The 18,993-nt window shown below is 57.2% G+C and carries 17 protein-coding genes; 5 read left to right on the forward strand and 12 right to left on the reverse strand.

The genetic code is table 11. From position 1 onward, the window contains the following. Position 1 precedes the first annotated feature (1 nt). The 7 genes from QRN55_RS01710 to QRN55_RS01740 all read right to left on the reverse strand — a co-directional run bounded on the left by QRN55_RS01710 (position 2) and on the right by QRN55_RS01740 (position 6,826). Positions 2 to 865: a branched-chain amino acid ABC transporter permease gene (locus tag QRN55_RS01710; protein WP_284774271.1), complete on the reverse strand. Its 864-nt coding sequence runs from the start codon at positions 863 to 865 to the stop codon at positions 2 to 4. An 89-nt stretch (positions 866 to 954) separates the two neighbouring features. Then, a complete protein-coding gene (locus tag QRN55_RS01715) occupies positions 955 to 2,127 on the reverse strand; it encodes an ABC transporter substrate-binding protein (RefSeq protein WP_284774273.1) in 1,173 nt (390 codons plus the stop codon). Between the two features lie 208 nt (positions 2,128 to 2,335). Continuing rightward, positions 2,336 to 2,653 carry a hypothetical protein gene (locus QRN55_RS01720; protein ID WP_284774274.1) on the reverse strand — a complete coding sequence of 106 codons (318 nt, stop codon included), beginning with the start codon at positions 2,651 to 2,653 and terminating at the stop codon, positions 2,336 to 2,338. A 105-nt stretch (positions 2,654 to 2,758) separates the two neighbouring features. Continuing rightward, positions 2,759 to 3,787, reverse strand: a complete 1,029-nt coding sequence (locus QRN55_RS01725; RefSeq protein ID WP_284774276.1) for a hydroxyacid dehydrogenase — start codon at positions 3,785 to 3,787, stop codon at positions 2,759 to 2,761. Between the two features lie 42 nt (positions 3,788 to 3,829). Then, entirely contained in the window at positions 3,830 to 4,471 is a 642-nt protein-coding gene (locus tag QRN55_RS01730; protein WP_112501329.1) for a ThuA domain-containing protein, read from the reverse strand. A 17-nt stretch (positions 4,472 to 4,488) separates the two neighbouring features. Continuing rightward, a complete protein-coding gene (locus QRN55_RS01735; RefSeq protein ID WP_284774279.1) occupies positions 4,489 to 5,589 on the reverse strand; it encodes a Gfo/Idh/MocA family protein in 1,101 nt (366 codons plus the stop codon). A 37-nt stretch (positions 5,590 to 5,626) separates the two neighbouring features. After that, the gene (locus QRN55_RS01740) at positions 5,627 to 6,826 is read right to left on the reverse strand and encodes an ROK family transcriptional regulator (RefSeq protein WP_284774281.1); all 1,200 of its coding nucleotides are present in this window, start codon (positions 6,824 to 6,826) and stop codon (positions 5,627 to 5,629) included. 241 nt (positions 6,827 to 7,067) lie between these two features. Between QRN55_RS01740 and QRN55_RS01745 the strand changes: the two genes are divergently transcribed. The 4 genes from QRN55_RS01745 (at position 7,068) to QRN55_RS01760 (ending at position 11,268) form a co-directional block, all read left to right on the forward strand. Continuing rightward, positions 7,068 to 8,327: an ABC transporter substrate-binding protein gene (locus tag QRN55_RS01745; RefSeq protein ID WP_284774743.1), complete on the forward strand. Its 1,260-nt coding sequence runs from the start codon at positions 7,068 to 7,070 to the stop codon at positions 8,325 to 8,327. A 74-nt stretch (positions 8,328 to 8,401) separates the two neighbouring features. Further along, entirely contained in the window at positions 8,402 to 9,340 is a 939-nt protein-coding gene (locus QRN55_RS01750; protein ID WP_284774745.1) for a carbohydrate ABC transporter permease, read from the forward strand. Continuing rightward, positions 9,333 to 10,181, forward strand: a complete 849-nt coding sequence (locus tag QRN55_RS01755; RefSeq protein WP_062451129.1) for a carbohydrate ABC transporter permease — start codon at positions 9,333 to 9,335, stop codon at positions 10,179 to 10,181. Before QRN55_RS01750 ends, QRN55_RS01755 begins: the two co-directional genes overlap by 8 nt. A gap of 13 nt (positions 10,182 to 10,194) precedes the next feature. Then, a complete protein-coding gene (locus QRN55_RS01760; protein ID WP_284774285.1) occupies positions 10,195 to 11,268 on the forward strand; it encodes an ABC transporter ATP-binding protein in 1,074 nt (357 codons plus the stop codon). A gap of 47 nt (positions 11,269 to 11,315) precedes the next feature. Here QRN55_RS01760 and QRN55_RS01765 read toward each other — a convergent pair whose 3' ends face one another. The 5 genes from QRN55_RS01765 to QRN55_RS01785 form a co-directional block, all read right to left on the reverse strand. Then, entirely contained in the window at positions 11,316 to 11,720 is a 405-nt protein-coding gene (locus tag QRN55_RS01765) for a host attachment family protein (RefSeq protein WP_112501335.1), read from the reverse strand. Positions 11,721 to 11,830: 110 nt separating this feature from the next. Next, positions 11,831 to 13,831, reverse strand: a complete 2,001-nt coding sequence (fhuB, locus tag QRN55_RS01770) for a Fe(3+)-hydroxamate ABC transporter permease FhuB (RefSeq protein WP_284774287.1) — start codon at positions 13,829 to 13,831, stop codon at positions 11,831 to 11,833. Then, on the reverse strand, positions 13,815 to 14,699 hold the full coding sequence (locus QRN55_RS01775) for an ABC transporter substrate-binding protein (RefSeq protein ID WP_284774289.1): 885 nt from the start codon (positions 14,697 to 14,699) through the stop codon (positions 13,815 to 13,817). The genes fhuB and QRN55_RS01775 overlap by 17 nt, the downstream gene beginning before the upstream one ends. 89 nt (positions 14,700 to 14,788) lie before the next feature. Further along, positions 14,789 to 16,951, reverse strand: a complete 2,163-nt coding sequence (locus QRN55_RS01780) for a TonB-dependent siderophore receptor (RefSeq protein ID WP_284774291.1) — start codon at positions 16,949 to 16,951, stop codon at positions 14,789 to 14,791. 133 nt (positions 16,952 to 17,084) lie between these two features. After that, on the reverse strand, positions 17,085 to 17,972 hold the full coding sequence (locus tag QRN55_RS01785; protein WP_284774293.1) for a helix-turn-helix domain-containing protein: 888 nt from the start codon (positions 17,970 to 17,972) through the stop codon (positions 17,085 to 17,087). Between the two features lie 191 nt (positions 17,973 to 18,163). On the opposite strand from QRN55_RS01785, the gene QRN55_RS01790 reads away from it, so the two are divergent. After that, positions 18,164 to 18,976 (forward strand): ATP-binding cassette domain-containing protein, encoded by an 813-nt coding sequence (locus QRN55_RS01790; RefSeq protein ID WP_284774295.1) that lies wholly within the window; start codon positions 18,164 to 18,166, stop codon positions 18,974 to 18,976. Positions 18,977 to 18,993: the final 17 nt, after the last annotated feature.

Raw genomic sequence — 18,993 nt, forward strand, 5'->3', positions numbered from 1 at the left:
CTCACTTCATCCTTCCGGCAAAACCGCGTGGGAAGACACAGATGATGGCGATGACAGCGAGGTAAAAGAAAAACTCTCCGAACTCTGGCATCAGATAGCGCCCGGCAGTGTCGATACCGCCAAGAACAAGGCAGGCGATCAGCGCGCCGGGAATGGAGCCAGCGCCGCCAACGGAAACGACGACCAGAAACGTGACCATGTAGCGAAGCGCGTAATAGGGCTCGACCGGCAATAATTCTGCACCGACGACGCCACCCAATGCGGCAAGCCCAACCGCAACCGCGAAGCTCAGCGCGTAGATGATTTCAGTGCGCACGCCCAAGGCAGCTGCCATGGCTGCATTATCGACCGATGCACGCAGCTTGATGCCGAAGCTGGTTCTTTCGATGGTGAACCAAAGGAGGGCCGCGACCGCAAGCCCGCAGGCGATTGCGAAAAGACGGTGGACAGGAATGGTGCGGAAACCAAGATCGGCAGACCCTTGCAGCGTTTGCGGCAAGGGTATCGTCTTGAGGGTTGGGCCCATGACGTAATTGGCGATGCCGATGATGCAGAAGGTGATGCCGATGGTCATCAGGACCTGCGTGAGTTCCGGCGCACCATAGATGCGGCGGTAAAGAAAGCGCTCGATGGGAATGGCGATGATGATGGTGCCGATGACTGCCGCCAGAACGCCGACGCCATAACCGAGGCCAAGGTCGCGGACAGCATAAGATGCGAGGTAACCGCCAATCATGGCAAAGGCGCCATGGGCGAGATTGACGACCCGCATCAGGCCCATGGTGACCGACAGCCCAATCGAAATCACGAACAGCACCATGCCGTAGGCCAGCGCGTCCACCGCAATGCTGAAGACAGTCTGCATCGGATTATTCCAGTTTTTATAATCGCATTGCGCCGAAAGAGCTGGTGGCACGCGGCGATGCCACCAGCTCGGTCAGGCCAGAAGCCTACTTATTTCGCAACAGCGAGGCCGGGATCGCCCTGCTTCTCGAAAGTCTGGATTTCCTTGTTGATGTATTTTCCATCCGCATTCTTGGCGACTTCACGCAGGTAGATGTTCTGCGTGATATGGCGGCTTTCGGCATCGATGGTGACCGGGCCGCGCGGGCTGACCCACGATAGTCCCTTCACCGCGTCAACTGCCTTTTCCGCATCCTGCTTTCCGCCGGTTGCCTCGATCATCTTGTAGATGACATGCATGCCATCATAGGCGCCAACTGCAGGGAACGTCAGTTCCGCCGGATTGCCGATGGCTTTGTCCGCTGCTTCGACGAAGGCCTTGTTCTCAGGGGAATCATGCGACACGGCGTAGTGGAAAGTGGTGAGGATGCCCAAGGCTGCATCGCCAAGTGCCGGAAGATCTGACTCCTGCGTCAGGTCGCCGGGAGCGAAAAGCTGCACACCAGCATTTTTGAGACCGTTTTCGTTATAGGCCTTCACAAAGCCGAGCGTCGTCGGACCTGAAGGCAAGAAGGCAAAGACGCCCTGTGCGCCGGAATCCTTGATGCGCTGCATGATCGGGCTGAAATCATTGGTCGCGAGCGGCATACGGATCGCTTCCACGACTTCACCGCCTGCTTTTGTAAAGCCCGCTTTGAACGCATTTTCGGCATCAACGCCTGGACCATAATCACTGACGATGGAAATGACTTTCTTGACGCCCTTGTCAAACGCGACCTGCGCCATCGGCGTTGACGTCTGCCACGTCGTGAAGGACGTGCGAACCACGAGCGGGCTTTTGGTGACGATTGCCGAGGTCGCAGCGTTCATGACAACGAGCGGAGTGTTCGCCTGCTTGAGAATGGGCGTGACGGCCATGGCATCTGGTGTGAAATAGAAGCCTGCCAGATATTGCACCTTTTCCTTCACGACCAGTTCCTGCGCCAGCGCCTTGGATTGTGCGGGATCGGCGGCAGGCAGATCGCGATAAATGATCTCGACAGTGTTGTCGCCGACCTTGCTGCCATTCGTCGCCATATAGGCCTCGATGCCGGCCTTGAAATTCTTGCCCTGCAACGCAAATGGCCCTGAAAAAGGCCCGACGACGCCGACTTTGATGGTGTCGGCATAGGCACCGGTGGCCATCAGTATTACTGCGGCTGCGACTGAAAATAGCTTCTTCATTCCTGCTCTCTCCCTTTATCGGCGTGCTCCCGCGCCGGGCCCGGCTTCAGCCAGACTCTTGAACCACTCTGGCATTCATGTTGGCAATGTAAAATGAAATAAATGCCGAGATCAATAACTTGTGAGTTATGCATTGTGCTTGGGTTGAGCGAAATCAGGCAAAGAAAAAGCCGGGACGATGCCCGGCTTTTTTTAGAAATATGGAAACTCAGTTGGCAGGGCAGTTTGCGCTCGGGGTACTGTTCGTCGTGGTTCCCTGAGCAGACTGGCCACCTGCAGGGCAATTGTTGTTCGTATTACCATTCGTGTTCGCGCCGCCGGAGGTGGAACCGGAACCGTTCGTGTTTGCGCCAGCACCCGTTCCGGTGCCTGTGCCACTGCCGCCGGTGTTGGATCCATCCGACGCACCAGCGCCGCCTGCCGATCCACCGCTGTTGCCACCCGCTGCTCCGCCACCATTGCTCTGCGCCATGGCGAGCGATGCGAAGCTCAAAGCAAAGACCGTTCCGATAAGAATCTTTTTCATGATATTTCCTCCAGTGTTTGGTTTGTCTGGACCCGTCTAACCAGATGGATCAGCCAGAGTTCCCAAGAAAACATTGGAAGAAGTACCGGTGCCGTAAAATTTGGTTCAGGAGACGCTGACGGGCTTCGAGCGCAGTCTGCTGGCGGTGGCGGGGTCAGCGCGGCGGCACAATTGTGGAGGAAGACCCTTCATAATCAGTTCTGCATCTGCAACCGCCATGGAGCCCAGCTTGTAGAACGCGTCACGCGTGCCACCTGTGCGGTGAGCCGATAGCAGCAGGCCAGGGATGGAGCGGACGGGATCATCCGCTGCAACCGGCTCGTCGGGAAATACGTCGGTTGCAGCACGGATATGACCGGATTTGACGGCGTCCAACATGGCCGGGAAATCGACCACGGCAGCACGGCTCATCAGCAGGAATGCTGAACCCGGCTGCATGGCGTCGAACTGGGTTTTCCCAATGAAGCCTTGGTTTTCGCTGGTAACGCTCGCAAAGACATAGACCACACGCGATTTGGCAAAGACCTCGTCCAGCGTGCTGGGAATGCAGTCCTGACGCTCGATGATCTCTTGCGGCAGCCACGGATCGTAAACATGCACCGCATTCTTGAACGGGCGGGTGAGCTCACGCAGTTCGCGCCCCAGATCACCGAAGCCGATGATGCCGATGGGGGCACCGGCATAGCGGAACGTATCGATGTTTCCGGCAAGGCCATATTCTTCTGTGCCCTCGCGGAACTGGCGGTCGGCCACGGTTATGCCGCGCGCCAGATCGAGCGCCATTCCGAGCGATGCTTCGGCGACAGGCGATGAAAAGGCCGAGGCGGGTGTGATGACCCAGATGCCGCGCTCGACACAAGCCTGATAGTCGATATTCGGCAGGAAGTTCGATTCCACATTGATGATGGCCTTCAGCTTCGGCGCGCGATCCAGCCTCTCTTTCGGCATGTCGGTCTGACCGAAGATCAGGACGGTATCGGGAAGAAGGGCATCCACCTGTTCAGCAGGCATCTGACGATCTTCCGAAATGACAAGTTCACCCAGCTTTTCCAGTCGGGCGCGAACATCGGGCTCCATGATGAGTTCAAGGGTCCGCGGCAGCGGATCAACCAGCACGATGTTGCGACCTGTCATGATACCTCCCAGTATGGAACGGTATCTTCCGTCCCGATTTTGTTACCGTGCAGCCCAGTTTGCGCCGCGACGGAAGATTTCCCGCATTTGCGGCACTTCGAACTCTTTTGCGACGTGGCCAAGTGCCGAATAGAATACGCGGCCTTTGCCATAGTTGCGCTTCCACGCCACTGGCATCACCACGCCATTGATCCACCACGCATGGTCGCCGGTAAACGTCGTCGTTGCCAGCACTTCGTTGGATGGATCGGTGTGCATATAATACTGTTCGGACGTATAGGGAAAGTCGGTGATCCCCTCCATGATCGGATCATCAGGCTTGGTGATGTTGACCGTGTAATCGATGATGTTGCCGGGGTGGGCCACCCATTGGCCGCCGATCATGAACTGGTATTCAACACATTCACGGAAACTGTCGCCTGCGCCGCCGTGATAACCGGCAATGCCCACACCGTTTTCGACGGCAGCGGCAAGGTTCTTGATCTCTTCTTTCTCGATCTTGGACATGGTGACAATCGGCACCACGAGGCTTAGATCATGCACGGATGGGTCCGCAAACGCTTCCGTGCTGTGCTCGACATAGACCTTGAACCCTTCTTCCTCCAGAAGGTCTTTAATGATGACAGAGCATTCCTGCGGTTCGTGACCGCTCCATCCGCCCCAGACTATCAGTGCTTCTCGCATTGCATTCCTCCTTGAAATTATTTGCCGATCTGGCCGTCAACCAGCGATTCCGCCAGCGGTGCTGGACGGTCGACGGCAGTGGTGATGGTTATGGTCGTGCCGGTGTCGGATGCGGTCTGGAACGCTTCCATCACCTCCAGCACATGCAGGGCAAGGTCGCCATTGGCGCGGTGCTGCCGGTTGGAGCGGATGGCGTGGGCCATGTCGGCCACGCCGATGGAGCGGTAATTGCCATCCGCATAGGGCGATGACAGGTCCTGATTCTCGAACTGGCCACCTTTTTTCAGCAATTGCACTTCGCCGCCGAAATGGTTGGGGTCGGGGACAATAAGCGTGCCTTCAGTGCCGTAAAGTTCCAGCGGCACATGCTTGTGGCCGGCCACATCGAAGCTCATGCCAACCTGCACGACAGCACCGTTTTTGAACGCCAGTGCGCCAGCAACATGGGTGGCAATCTGCACCGGAATCTTTTCGCCATTGCGTGGTTCGCTGGTAATCAGTCGCTCCGTCCGTGGCGAAAAGGCAAAGCCTGCGACCTTGGCCACCGGACCAAACAGATTGACGAGATCGGTGATATAATACGGCCCCATATCCAGCATCGGTCCGCCGCCAACCTCGTAATAAAAGGCGGGGTTGGGGTGCCAGCGCTCATGGCCGGGGCACATGAAGGTGGCCGTGCCGCCAACGGGCGTGCCGAGAACGCCTTGGTCGATGAGGGTGCGCGCCGTTTGATGACCGCCGCCGAGGAAGGTATCGGGTGCCGCACCGATCCGCAGGTTCTTCGCCTTCGCGGCGTCAGCCAACTTCTTGCCTTCCGCAAAATTGATACCGAGCGGCTTTTCGGAATAGGTGTGCTTTCCCGCTTCCAGCGCCCGCAACGCCACCTCGACGTGAGCCTTGGGGATCGTCAGATTGACGATGATCTCGATGTCCGGGTCTGCAAACAGCTCATCCACCGTTCGCGCCGTCAGGTAGAATTCCTCGGCCTTTGCTTTGGCCATATCCGCATTCATGTCGGCCACGCCGCGAATGTCGAGAATGGGAAAGGATGCCATTGCCTTCAGATAGGCACCGGAAATATTGCCGCATCCGATGATGCCTATGCCGACTTTCTTCATGTTCTCTCTCCCGTCATGATGTGGACCGGTTCGCTCCTCAGAGAGCCGGACCCGTGGTGTTCCACGGCGATTCGTAAAGCTCGTAGAGCGCAACAGCCGCAGCACCCTGCGCCCACAGCTCGTCGCTCGATTTGTCAAAAACCAGCTCCGCCACGCCTTGCAGGGACGGCGGCACGGAGGCCTCGTATGCTGCGCGGATGCTGTTGATGAAGGGTGCGCCGAGTTCGAGGCTCGACCCGACGATGATGACCCGTGGCGGCGCAAACAGCGTCACGATATTGGCCAGCGTCAGCCCGATGGCCGCACCGGCGCGCTCGGCTGCAGCAATAAGATCATTGTCTTGCGCCAGCACTAGCGTCTGGGCATGCTGCATGCCCCGTCCGAGGCGAATGGCCTCCGCAAAGCGCCCATCGGCAGGCCGCGATCCTAAAATGGCATTCTCGCCCGCCTGACTGGCGAGCCGCACCGTCCCTTGCGGACTTGCGACCAGCACGAGATCGCCGAGATTGTGGCTCAGGCCACCGGCACCGCGAAACAGATCGTTCCGGTGCAGCACGCCAAGCCCCAGCGTCTGCTCCAGCGAAATCAGCACCATGTCTTCCAGGTCTCGCGCCTTGCCGAACCAGTGGTGACCGAGCGTCACGGCATGGGCATCGCTTTCGATGATGGTTGGCGTGCCGAAACGCGCCGTCATCTCATCGGCAAAATCGATATTCACTTCCCGCAGCACAGGGCTGGAGCGGATTTTGCCGGTCCGATGTTCGATAACACCTGGCAGACCGAGGCAGATCATATCGACATCTTCCAGCGACAGCCCAGCATCCACCACGCAGCGCCGCACACCATCCTCGATCAGATCGGCGATGACGCCGATGGGCTGGCGGTCGATGCGGATGGGCAGCGCAAGCGTGGACAGCACATTGCCGCAGAAATCCGTGACCACGAAAACCATACGGCTGGCTGCGATCTTCGCACCCACGACACGCGCCGCATCCGGGTTGAGTTCCAGCATCACTCGGGGACGGCCACGTGCGCCTTCGGTTCTGATGTCACCGAGATGGCGTGACAGAATCAGCCCATCATCCAGCAACGATGCGGTGATGGCGGAGACGGTTGTCGTGGAAAGCTGCGTTCTTTCGCTGATCTCCACGCGCGAGATCGGGCCATGGCGACGGACGGTATCGAGGACGTTCAGGCGATTGATCGCACGCATCAGTTCCGGGTCTGCGGTCTTCATGATTTCCAGTCGCGATCAAGCCGAGGTCTAACGAATATTTTCGTCGGGTTGCGGAATAAATAGCGGATCAGGATGGGGGTGTGTCAAGCGCAAAGCTGAATATATCAGCAATATGCCTTGACATTGAGCGGTTCCTTATATGAATTAATCCGCATTGGGGAATAATTGGTGAGGCAACGTCCCCGGGAGGAATACCATCATGACCGATAAGCACGCAGGCGCAAGCCTGAGCGGCAAGTGGATGTCGTTTGCCGCGACCACAGCCATCACATTCATGCTCGGCACAGCGGCGGCATCTGCCGCGACAGTCGTCAAATGGATGCATGTCGAGCTCGATCCGAAAGCCGTGGCCGTCTGGGAGGAGATTGCCAAGGATTTCGAAGTAAAACATCCTGACGTGGATGTTCAGCTGCAATTCCTGGAGAACGAGGCGTTCAAGGCAAAGCTGCCGACGCTGCTGCAATCCAACGACGTTCCCGACTTTTTCTATAGCTGGGGCGGTGGCGTGCTGGAAGAACAGTCCAAAACCGGCGCATTGAAAGATCTGTCCGAGGTTTTCGATGCCGATGGTGGCAAGATTCGCAATGCCTATAATCCTGCCGCCATTGATGGCTTCTCCTTCGATGGCAAGGTCTGGGCCGTACCTTTCAAAGTCAGCCTCGTCAGCTTTTTCTACAATAAAGAGTTATTCGCCAAGGCTGGCGTGGAGGCTGATGATATCAAGTCTTGGGATGATCTCAGCAATGCCGTCAAAACCATAAAGGCTGCGGGCATCGTGCCGATTGCCGGTGGCGGTGGTGAAAAATGGCCGATCCATTTCTACTGGAGCTATCTCGTCATGCGTAATGGCGGGCAGGCCGTGTTTGATGCAGCGCGCAAGGGTGAGGGCGAAGGCTTCATGGACCCGGCCATCATCAAGGCTGGCGAGCAACTGGCGGAATTCGGCAAGCTTGAGCCTTTCCAGCCCGGCTATCTCGGCTCCACATGGCCACAGGCGCTTGGCGTTTTTGGTGATGGCAAGGCCGCGATGATCCTCGGTTTCGACAACACCGAAGCCAACCAGCGCAAGAATGCCGGTGACGGCAAGGGTCTTGCACAGGACAATATCGGTCGCTTCGCATTCCCTGCTGTCGAAGGCGGTGCGGGCAAGGCAACGGATACGCTCGGTGGCCTGAACGGCTGGGCCGTCACGAAGAATGCGTCCAAGGAGGCAATCGAATTCGCGACCTTCATGACCAACACGGAAAATGAAAAAAAGATGGCCAAGGCTGGTATGATCCTGCCCGTTGCCGTTGATGCAAACGAAGCCGTGAACAACCCGTTGTTGGCCAGTTCTGCGAAGCAGCTTTCGGAGTCCACATGGCACCAGAACTTTTTCGATCAGACGCTGGGTGCTGCCGTCGGCCGCGTCGTCAATGACGTCTCCGTCGAAATCGTCTCGGGCCAGATGACATCGGAAGAAGGCGCCCAGCAGATTCAGGATGCCTTCGAGCTTCGCTGATCCCGCCTGAACGACAGGACGCCGCTGATTGACTGCGGCGTCCTTCGCCCCGCGTGAAACCGAAAGCGGACATGATGACGAATATTTTCATCAATGCAGCGCCTGCATTGGCCAAACCACTGACGAAGCTGAAGCGCAAACAAAGCTCGGTCGCCCATGACCGCGCCCTGACGCTGCTGATCTTCCTGCCACCCGCACTTCTCCTCTTTACCCTCTTCGTCATCCTGCCGATGGGCGAAGCGGCCTGGTACAGCCTTTATCGCTGGAACGGTTATGGCACGCCCACCGACTTTATCGGTCTGAAGAACTTTCAGGTGCTGTTCGGCAATGCTGCCTTCTCGCAGGCACTTGTCAACAACGCGCTGATCATCGTGATTTCGATTTGCATCCAGATCCCGCTGGCCATCTGGCTGGCAACGATGCTGGCGCACAAGATTCCCGGCGTTGTCGCCTTCCGCCTCGTGTTCTTCCTGCCCTATGTTCTGGCGGATGTGGCAGCAGGCCTGATCTGGCGCTTCGTTTATGACGGCGACTACGGCCTGTTCGCCGCGATTTCCAACTTCTTCGGCTTTGCCAACCCTTATGTGCTGGCCGACAGGGATGTGGCGATCTATGCGGTGCTGGCCGTCATCGTCTGGAAATATTTCGGTTTCCACATGATGCTGTTCATTGCCGGTCTGCAATCGGTCGACAAGAACGTGCTGGAAGCTGCCGAAATCGATGGCGCCACCGGCTGGCAGAAGTTCCGCTATGTCACGCTGCCGATGCTCGGCTCAACCGTGCGTCTCTCTATCTTCTTCGCGGTGATCGGGTCGCTGCAACTCTTCGACATGATCATGCCGCTCACTGGCGGCGGTCCGTCCAACTCCACGCAGACCATGGTGACCTTCCTCTATACCTACGGCGTCATGCGCATGCAGGTCGGTCTTGGCAGTGCGGTTGGTGTGGTGCTCTTCGTCATCTGCGTCACGCTCGCCTTTGGTTACAAAAGGATTTTCATGCGCCATGACTGATACATCCACATCCATCCGCGTGAGCACGCAAACGAAGCTCTATCTTTATGTATCGCTCGGCCTCATCGCAGCCATCGTGCTGGTGCCGCTGTTGACGACGGCGCTCGGCGGCTTCAAGACGCTGGGCGATTTGCGCGTGAACCCCTTCGGCCTGCCTGCCGAATGGCAATGGTCCAATTACGGCGATATTCTCTTCGGCAAACGCTATTGGCTGCAAATCTTCAATTCGCTGGTCATTGCCGTTTTGACAGTCTTTCTCACGCTCGTCGTCTCGGCCATGGCGGCCTTTACCTTCGCGCATGTGAAATTCTTCGGCTCCAATTTCTTGCTGAATTACTTCCTGCTAGGACTGATGTTCCCGGCTGCCACGGCCATCCTGCCGCTGTTCATCCGCATCCGCGACCTTGGGCTTCTCGATACCTATTGGGGCGTGGTGCTGCCGCAGGTGGCATTCGGGCTGGGCATGAGCATCCTGCTGTTTCGCAATTATTTCAGAAACCTGCCGGATGAGCTGTTTCAGGCGGCCTTCGTGGATGGTTGCGGTTACCTGAAATTCTTCTGGTACATTTCCATGCCGCTCTCGCGCCCCATCATCGCAACGGTGGGTATCGTGTCCTTCGTGGGAAGCTGGAACAGCTATATCCTGCCTCTGATCATGCTCAATTCGGAATCGAAGTATCCTTGGCCGCTCGGTATCATGGTCTATCGCGGCGAATTCGGCACGGAATGGCAGCTGGTTCTGGCCTTCATCACCATGACGATCCTGCCTACCATCATCGTCTTTTTCCTCGCACAGAAACACATCATTGCAGGTCTGACGGCTGGCGCCGTCAAGTCCTGATCAGGAGCAGAATATGGCATCCGTCGAACTCAGAGATATCCGCAAGTCCTACGGCTCGCTTGGTGTTATCAGCGGCATTTCGCTCGATATCGCCGATGGCGAATTCATCGCGCTCGTCGGCCCGTCCGGCTGCGGCAAGTCCACGCTGCTGCGCATGATTGCGGGGCTGGAAGAAATTACCGACGGCGACATCATGATCGGCGGCAATGTCGTCAACGAGATGACGCCGCGGGAACGCAACATCGCCATGGTGTTCCAGTCCTACGCGCTTTATCCGCATATGACCGTGGCCGAAAACATGGGCTTCAACCTGAAAATCGCGGGCGAGCCGAAAGCCGTGATCGAGGAGCGGGTTGCAGAAGCCGCCCGCATGCTCGATCTCGCCAGCTTACTAGAACGCAAACCATCACAACTCTCTGGCGGCCAGCGCCAGCGCGTGGCCATGGGCCGCGCCGTTGTGCGTAATCCCGCCGTCTTCCTGTTCGATGAGCCATTGTCCAATCTGGATGCCAAGCTGCGTGTGCAGATGCGCAGCGAGATCAAAACCTTGCATCAGAAGGTCGGCACCACATCGATCTACGTCACCCACGACCAGATCGAAGCCATGACGCTTGCCGACCGTGTGGTCGTCCTCAACCAGGGCCGCATCGAACAGCAGGGAACACCGCTTGAACTTTACAAGACACCGGCCAATCTCTTCGTCGCCGCCTTCATCGGTTCCCCCGCCATGAACCTCATCGAATGCATTGTCGATGGTGAGGAGGGTGTTCCCGCCGCTCGGCTGGACGACGGTACAGCGATCCGTATTTCGCCTGATCGCAAAGTGAAGCGTGGGCAGAGTGTGACGATCGGCTTGCGCCCTGAGCATTTCGCTATGAGCGGTGGCGGTGATGTTTCAGTAACGGGAAATACGCTTCAGGTGGAGCCGACTGGCGCGCAAACGCACGTGATATTCGATCTTGCCGGTCATCATGTCACCGCCGTCGTTGATGGTGAACAGTTGGTCCGCACCAACACACCCTTTGCGGCTGACATTAGCCATGAGCGGGTGCATGTCTTTGACCGCGCATCGGGTCTGGCATTGTAATGTCGCGAACCGGGAGCGGCGCTGGCCGCTCCCGGTCATATATTGAATCAAGCTGCTGCGAGAGCTTTTTCGATGTCTTGAATCGAATGGCCCGTCAAATCCTTGTCGAGTTCGCCCAATAGGACGTCCGACAGGGACTTGTGATAACCCTTGCGCATCTCACCCAGCGTGCGTGGTGCAGCAATGACGATCAGGCCTTTGATGTTGCCGCCAAGAACCTTCTTGTTCAGCATATCGGCGATGCCTGCGCTGAAGCCGTCCTCTTCCTGCTGGCTGTCATTTGGATTGGCAGCGCTGCTGGAGTGACGCGCACCGGAAGCGATTTTCGAGCTATCGACGTCAGCGTCAGGAAGCGCCTTCAGCTTGACATTCTGCGCATCGCCTTCGTTTCTGAACAGGCTCAGCTTCTCGCCATCAGCCACCGCAATCACAGTGTTTTGTGGAATATCCATAGTCTTCTCCCAATCTTGTCATCAAAGCATGGTCACTTTAGACCCGTGTATGCCTTGGTTAACCCGTTGAGAGACAATCCGTTCCTGATTGAACTTTACGCTGACGCTGATCAGCTTCGCTTTTCCAAACGCGCGATCAGCCAGAGCAGGTAAGGGCCGCCAATCAGAGCGGTGAACACCCCAACCGGCACTTGGTACGGATAAATCACAACCCGTGACAGCCAGTCAGCGCCGATGAGCAAGGCTGCGCCAATCATCAGCGATGCCAGGAGTTGATGGCGCGCGCCGCTGAACCCGATCAATCGGGCGAGATGAGGTGCGACCAGTCCGGCGAGGCTGAGCGGGCCGACGAGAAACGATGCCACTGCCGTCATCAATGCCGCAAGGATGGAAAGCACCAGCCGTGATGATGTCAGGCCAAGGCCGACACTTTTTGATACGACCGTACCGAGCGGCAGAATGGTCAGCCATCTGCTCATGAAGAAAAGCGGGGCCGCAAACAGGGCCATGGCAATCAGCGCAGCCAAAGCCTCGAAATTGCCTGCACGGTTTGTCGATCCGGCCATCCACATCAACAAAATGAAGGAACGCATATCGCCCTGCGCCAACACGATCGTGACGATGGCCATCGAGATCGCGCTCATGGCGATGCCGGTGAGAAGCAGTCTTTCGGCGGAGAGTTCGCGGCTCGCGGTTATCGCAATCATGATCGAAAACACGGTGAGCGCACCGAGCGACATTCCGATCAGCATGACGGTGGGCGAGGGAGAGCCGACGATGTAGAGCGTAGCTGCGAGGCCTGCGCCCCCGCCAGCCGAGACTCCCAGCACCTCCGGGCTTGCAATCGGGTTGCCCGTCACACGTTGCATGATGAAACCCGCAGCACCCAGAAGAGCGCCAGCGCCACCGGCAGCCAGAATGCGCGGCAACCGGAAGGGCAGGAGTTCCCACAGGCTTTCTCCGAACGCAAAGCGCATGCCCGTGGGCGACGGGCCAAACGTCAAGGCCGCAAACCCGAGTGCAGCGATGATGATCGCTGTGAGAATGATGCAGAACGAAGGCCGTATTAGCCGGGATTCCATCGAACCAGTGATAGCCGCCACCGGCGCAATCGCGTGCAGCCGTGGCAGCAGAAACAGCAGAATGGGCCCGCCCATCAGTGCGGTTGCGGCGCCTGCCGGTGCCAGATCGGAAAAGCCGCTACCCAGAAGTTGGCTTGTGCCATCCGTCAAAAAGAGCAGTGCTGCACCGGTCAAGGGAGCGGCGACGAAGACTTGGCTCGTTGTCCGCGCTCCACACAGCCGCGCGACCGCAGGCGCCGCCAATCCCAAGAAGCCGATGACACCGACGGTGGCTGTGACCGATGCTGCCAACCACACGGCCAGCAGCAGGATCGCCAGGCGAAGCCAGACCAGAGACAGCCCCAGGCTTCTGGCGCTTGCATCATCAAGCGCCAGCACGTTCAGCGGGCGGATCAGAAAAAATGCGGCGAGCGCACCGAGGCAAAAGCGCGGTGCGAGCGATATGACGCCCTGCCAGTCCTGCTGACTGAGAGAACCGGCGCCCCATATGCTGACCGACAAGGCATATTCGCCCCGTGCCAGAATAAGCGTGATGGTGAGCGAAGCCGTGATCATGCTGACGATCAGGCCTGACACCGCAACCGTCACCGGATCGAATGCCTGCCGCCAGGATAGCGCCAGCACGAGGGAAACAGCCCCGAGCCCTCCTGCAAAGGCCACGGCCTCACGGGAAAATCCGGCAAGTGTCGGCGACAGGCTAAGCCCTGCCACAAGCGCAAGTTCGGCACCCGCGGCGATGCCCAGCGTCGATGCGTCGGCAATCGGGTTTCGCAACACCTGCTGCAACAATGTCCCCGCCAGGCCCAGCGCCGCCCCTGCAATGAGAGCGATGACCGAGCGTGGAAGCAGGCTGTTCCACAGCAGGATCTCGCCAAGTCTGGCCGCAGTGTCAGCATCCCCCGGCACGACCGGTTGGGTCCAGATGAGCAAAGCCAGCATGGCCGCGCACAGAACGGCAACGGTGACGACCGAAGTGCTGGCGCGGTTACTGTAGAAGCCTCGAAAAGACGGACTAACCGTGCCAGGCATTGGCCAGTCCCTTCGAAAGTTCCTCGGCGAAACGACGCGCCGCCGGTAACGCCCCATAAGGGTTGATCGAGCCGAGCGTGATCACCCGCTTTCCTCTGACGGCTGGCAACGCGTTCCAGAATGCACTGCGGTCAAGTGCCGTGACGGCATCAAGAGGATGCGGCGGGATCATCACGATCCACGCATCCGGCATCGAGGCGAGCGTTTCAATACCCATCGGCGCCGTGGCAGAATAGGCCGTTGCGCCTTTCCATGCGTTTTCGATTCCGAGCCTTTTCAGGGCGCAACCGAACATGCTGTCGCTGCCGAAAACGCGGTAGTGTCTGGCGTCACCGAGGTTGATCGGCAAAACCGGTCGTCCATCGCCCGTCGCCAGCTGTACCTTCAATTCATCCAGTCTGCTCGCGGTACTGGCCACATAGGCCTGCGCTTCCGACGCGGTTTGTAGATAACCGCCTATCTCCAGTGTCGCTCGCTCCGCCATCAGATACGGGTCTTCTCCCGACACATAGATGCCAAGGTTATGTGTCGGCGCAATTCCAGCCAGCAGAGGATCAGCCCATGCGTAAAAATTGGAGTTGAAGATAATGTCCGGCTTCGCAAAGGACAGAGTTTCCAGATTGGGCAGGCCGCGAAGCCCAAGATCGACCACTGCCTCAGGCACAGCAGGCTCAACCGCCACCTCGCGAAACTGTCGCAATTCCGGTGCGGCGATCACGTCTGCGCCGAGGGCGAGGAGAGTTTCGAGGAGTGACCAGTCCAGAGTGGCGGTTTTGGGGCGTGAGTTCGCCTTGATGGTAGGGACGAACGCAAGCGATGCTGCACCCAAAAGGATTGATCGGCGACAAATCAGATGATGAGACTTCAAGTTTGCCTCCAATCAACACAAGAAAGGCCCTTTCGGACCTTTCTCAATGACTCAACAAGATGGCTAATCAAGCTGCAACGCAGAGCAGCTCACCAGACCTTGCTAAGTTTGACGGTAAATGTCCGCGCTTGGCCATAGCCGCAGAAGAATTGCGTTCCGCAACCTGCGACGTACTCCTTGTCGAACAGATTTGTTACATTGAGCGACGCCTTCCAGTCGTCTTTTTCGTAGTGAATGCCCGCATCGAATACCGTCGCGTCTGGTACACGCAACGTGTTTTCGTTGTCCGCCCAGGACTTGCCGCGGTAACGAACGCCAGCACCGCCACCCAGGCCCTCGAGCGGGCCATCGACTAAGGTATAATCGAGCCAGAACGCTGCAGTCGCGTTCGGCACGACGTATGGCGTGTTACCGACCATGGATGGTGTGCCTGGATATTTTGTAAATTCTAGATCCGTGTAGGAAGCAGAAGCAATGGCCTTCCAGTTCTGGTCGATGTTGAATTTGCCTTCAAGCTCAACACCTCTGGAGCGGACGTTTCCTAGTTGCAGGTCTCCTTGGCCCGGAACGTTCACAGTGTAATTTTCTTTGTCTATCTGAAACGCCGATGCAGTTAGCAATCCATCCAACCAGGACGGCTCATACTTGACGCCGACCTCATACTGTTCGCCTTCTTCTGGTTTCAGCGGGCCGTTCGTACCAGCACCCACAAGCGGGCTGAAGAATGTCGCGATGCTGGCATAGGGTGTCACGCCGTTTTTGAATTCATAAGCGATGCCTGCACGGCCGCTCCACGCGTTATCCGTAAATGAGTAATCTGGCAGGACATTGCGTAGATCGTCGGCTTTGCTTTCCAAATGGTCGTATCTGCCGTTCAGTGTCAAAAGCCAGCCGTCGCCGAACTTGATTTGATCTTGAGCATAAACGCCGATCTGGTTGATCATCACGATTTGGTTGGAGCCTGCCGAGAGTACCGGATCCGGTAGACCATAGGTCGGATTGGCGGGGTCAATGGAGGTTGGCAAACCGGCATACTTATCCGTATCCAGTCGGTAGTAACGATAGTCTACACCTCCCATGACCTTGTGTGTCGCGCCACCGAAATCGAGTTCTTTTTCGAGACGGTTGTCGATGTTGAAGCTGTTGGCCTTCGAGGTAATATCCTCGGCATATCGCCCGACAAATTGATCGGTTTGATTGCCATCGAGTGGGTAGATATACCGTTCCCGCTTGTATAAATTCGCGTATCTCGCAGTCTGCGTAAATTTCAAGCCGTCTTCAAATTCGTGTTCGAAGTCATACCCGACCAACGTCTGATTGGCCCTGCCGATATCATAGTCTTTTTCACCCAGATACGTGTCTCGACCGATCTTGCCAAAAAAAGGATTGGCAGTAACCGTGCCTTCATAGGGCAAAAGTCCGTTCGTTGTATGGGTCTGGTCTAGGCCGCTGATATACGCATATATATTAAGACTCGTCGTATCGTTGGGCGCGATTGTGAGCTGCGGCATGATGAAACCACGCAGATCGTCGGTGTAATCGACATAGTTATCGCCACCTGCGACCTTGCCGGTAAGGCGGTAGCTTACTACGCCGTCTTCTGAAATCTTGTCTGAAATGTCAAAGCCCAGGAAGCCGTTGCCATCGCTATTTACGCCTGTTTCCGTATAGAAATATGGCTTATCGGTCGGGCGCTTACGAACCAGATTAACGATCCCTCCGGCGTTGGCTCCACCAACCAGCACCGATGCCGGGCCTTTTAGAACTTCAACTCTTTCCAGCATGAAGGCATCGAGCTGGAAGTTACCGTAAGCAGTGCTCGTGAATGGAAGGTTGTCGAGGCTAAGGCCCGTCTGGCTGGCTTCGAAGCCTCGGATGTAGAACCAATCGGTATCGGGATCCGAGCCAAAAGGTTGCGTCGTTACGCCAGGTGTATAGGCAAGGGCCTCATCCACCTTCGTGACCACCCCACGGTCGTCCAGTTCCTCACGTCCAACCACCGAAACCGACTGCGGGATTTCTTTCACCGGAGTGGCGGTTTTGGAGCCGGTTGTGGTTTCCTTCGCAGCATAGCCGCGCACGGGACCCGTGCCGCCCTGTTCGCCGTTGCCGTCAACGACAATGGTGTCGAGTACGGTGCGGCCACCTTGATTTATGGCCTGTTCCTGCGCCCAAGCTGAATTCAGGCTGACGGCCGCTGCACCCGCCAACAAACCTGCTCTGATTACGGAAAATCTGATCGATCTCTTCATGTTACGCCCCACTCACGCCAATGCCCGATAAGGTGAGTGGTTAACTCAATTTTAATTGATCCGCTTGCGTGCGGTTGCGAGACTTGAATGATCTTGGGCAAAATTGACGCGATCGGCTGTCTGCTCACACATTTTATTCAATGTGTGACTTTTTCCATTGGGAGGGGGTGACGCCGACATATTTGCGGAATGTGCGGCTGAAATGGGCATGGTCCGCGAAGCCTGTCTCTGCGGCAACGGTCGTCAGCATGTAGCGCCCCGATTTCAGCAACTGCTTTGCGCGGTCAAGCCGTGCACTCATTTGCCATTCGTGCGGGGCCATGCCGGTGGCGGCCTTGAAGGAATGGCTGAAATGCGATTGCGAGAGGCCGGTGATGGTTGCCAGTTCCTCAAGCCGTATGTTTCGCAGGCAGTGCTCTTCGATAAAGTCTCTAGCGCGCTTGAGCTGCCAGGGCGCAAGTGCACCCCGTTTGCGCGGCTCCGGCCTGTAGAGTTTCAATACATCGATCAAAAGCGAAAGGGCCAGCCCGTCTCCATAAAGATCATGCAGCGGCTGCGGGCTGGCGATTTCGGCGGCGATCAATTGGGAAAGCGCGACGATCCGGCTATCACCAAAAGATAATCTAGGCTCCCTCAGAGCTCGCGGATCAAGGTCGTCGCTACCCAAACGTCTGTTGATGGCGTCTACATCGAAATGGATGTCGAGATGACGGACATATTGAACGTCCCTGATATCCACCCACAAGTCCACATCGGCGGGAATATAGGAGATGGGGCTGAGCTCGCTGTCCTGCCGCATGCCGATATCGCCCGCCGCACGTTTGACTGTCGGTCTGCCACTGCCTTGATGTTCCAGCACGATGAACAAACGCGGGTCGCGCGCGACATAGTGACCGCCCGCGTAATTTGCGCACTCCACATCCCAGAGATCGGCGGTAATTCCGTTCCAATACCGACGACGAAGGCCGCCGAGAACAGAAAATCCCTCGATCTGATTGTGCATTCTCGGCTGAAACGCCATTCATCTGAACCCTGTCAGAATTAAAGTTTCGGATAACTATCAAGTTTTATATTGCGGTTCAAGCAGCGGGCTGCGATGTTTGTTTGCCGAGGCTCGGATGACCGATGTCGGTTCCTTGCCATGTTGACCGCTCTTCATAAATTGGCCAAACAACCAGAACTTCTCTTCAACGCGGACATGCGGAAATCCAGATGCTCTTGAACGCTCGACAAACGTCAACGGATGTTGGCAGTCCTCTTCTGTCTCTTTCCAATGTCAGCTTTGCTGTCGATGGCCGCGTTCTGCTTCATCCCCTAACGCTGGAGCTTGGTACCGGTCATTCGATTGCGCTGATCGGCCACAACGGTTCAGGAAAGTCGACGCTTCTCAAACTGATCGGTCGTCAGCAGGCGCCGACCAGCGGCCAGATTGCCTTTGAGGGTAAAGCGCTGAATGATTGGGGAAACCGGGACTTTGCGCGAAGGCTGGCCTACATGCCACAACGTACCCCCGCGGCATCCGGCATGCTTGTTCGGGAGTTGGTGGCACTTGGCCGTTACCCATGGCACGGCGCGCTCGGACGTTTTGGTGACGATGACCGCCACAAGGTCGAAGAAGCGATGGAACTGACCGGAACGGCCAAATTTGCGGATCGCATGGTCGATAGCCTGTCAGGTGGTGAGCGGCAGCGGGTGTGGCTGGCCATGCTGGTGGCGCAGGACGCGAGCTGCCTGCTGCTGGACGAGCCGATTTCTGCACTTGATGTGCGCCATCAATTAGATGTCTTGACCCTGACTGCCGATTTGTGCCGCAAGAAAGGCATCAGCATCATCATGGTGCTGCACGATATTAATATGGCCGCTCGTTTTTGCGATGAGATTATCGCACTTCACACTGGCCAACTGGTCGCGCATGGAAAACCTGCGGATATCATGAACACAAGCGAGCTTCAGCGTATCTACGATGTTCCCATGGATATCATTCCCCAACCGTCGAATGGTGGGCTCATCGCCATGGCGCGGTGATCTCCACGCCGCTTCTC

The organism is Agrobacterium sp. lyk4-40-TYG-31 (genome assembly GCF_030209855.1).
GTDB classification, from domain to species: Bacteria; Pseudomonadota; Alphaproteobacteria; order Rhizobiales; family Rhizobiaceae; genus Agrobacterium; species Agrobacterium vaccinii.

What these genes read in the sequence shown, in the direction of transcription:
- QRN55_RS01710 (WP_284774271.1), bottom strand. Translation starts at nt 865, where the DNA reads ATGCAGACTGTCTTCAGCATTGCGGTGGACGCGCTGGCCTACGGCATG.
- QRN55_RS01715 (WP_284774273.1), bottom strand. Translation starts at nt 2,127, where the DNA reads ATGAAGAAGCTATTTTCAGTCGCAGCCGCAGTAATACTGATGGCCACC.
- QRN55_RS01720 (WP_284774274.1), bottom strand. Translation starts at nt 2,653, where the DNA reads ATGAAAAAGATTCTTATCGGAACGGTCTTTGCTTTGAGCTTCGCATCG.
- QRN55_RS01725 (WP_284774276.1), bottom strand. Translation starts at nt 3,787, where the DNA reads ATGACAGGTCGCAACATCGTGCTGGTTGATCCGCTGCCGCGGACCCTT.
- QRN55_RS01730 (WP_112501329.1), bottom strand. Translation starts at nt 4,471, where the DNA reads ATGCGAGAAGCACTGATAGTCTGGGGCGGATGGAGCGGTCACGAACCG.
- QRN55_RS01735 (WP_284774279.1), bottom strand. Translation starts at nt 5,589, where the DNA reads ATGAAGAAAGTCGGCATAGGCATCATCGGATGCGGCAATATTTCCGGT.
- QRN55_RS01740 (WP_284774281.1), bottom strand. Translation starts at nt 6,826, where the DNA reads ATGAAGACCGCAGACCCGGAACTGATGCGTGCGATCAATCGCCTGAAC.
- QRN55_RS01745 (WP_284774743.1), top strand. Translation starts at nt 7,068, where the DNA reads ATGTCGTTTGCCGCGACCACAGCCATCACATTCATGCTCGGCACAGCG.
- QRN55_RS01750 (WP_284774745.1), top strand. Translation starts at nt 8,402, where the DNA reads ATGACGAATATTTTCATCAATGCAGCGCCTGCATTGGCCAAACCACTG.
- QRN55_RS01755 (WP_062451129.1), top strand. Translation starts at nt 9,333, where the DNA reads ATGACTGATACATCCACATCCATCCGCGTGAGCACGCAAACGAAGCTC.
- QRN55_RS01760 (WP_284774285.1), top strand. Translation starts at nt 10,195, where the DNA reads ATGGCATCCGTCGAACTCAGAGATATCCGCAAGTCCTACGGCTCGCTT.
- QRN55_RS01765 (WP_112501335.1), bottom strand. Translation starts at nt 11,720, where the DNA reads ATGGATATTCCACAAAACACTGTGATTGCGGTGGCTGATGGCGAGAAG.
- fhuB (WP_284774287.1), bottom strand. Translation starts at nt 13,831, where the DNA reads ATGCCTGGCACGGTTAGTCCGTCTTTTCGAGGCTTCTACAGTAACCGC.
- QRN55_RS01780 (WP_284774291.1), bottom strand. Translation starts at nt 16,951, where the DNA reads ATGAAGAGATCGATCAGATTTTCCGTAATCAGAGCAGGTTTGTTGGCG.
- QRN55_RS01785 (WP_284774293.1), bottom strand. Translation starts at nt 17,972, where the DNA reads ATGGCGTTTCAGCCGAGAATGCACAATCAGATCGAGGGATTTTCTGTT.
- QRN55_RS01790 (WP_284774295.1), top strand. Translation starts at nt 18,164, where the DNA reads ATGCTCTTGAACGCTCGACAAACGTCAACGGATGTTGGCAGTCCTCTT.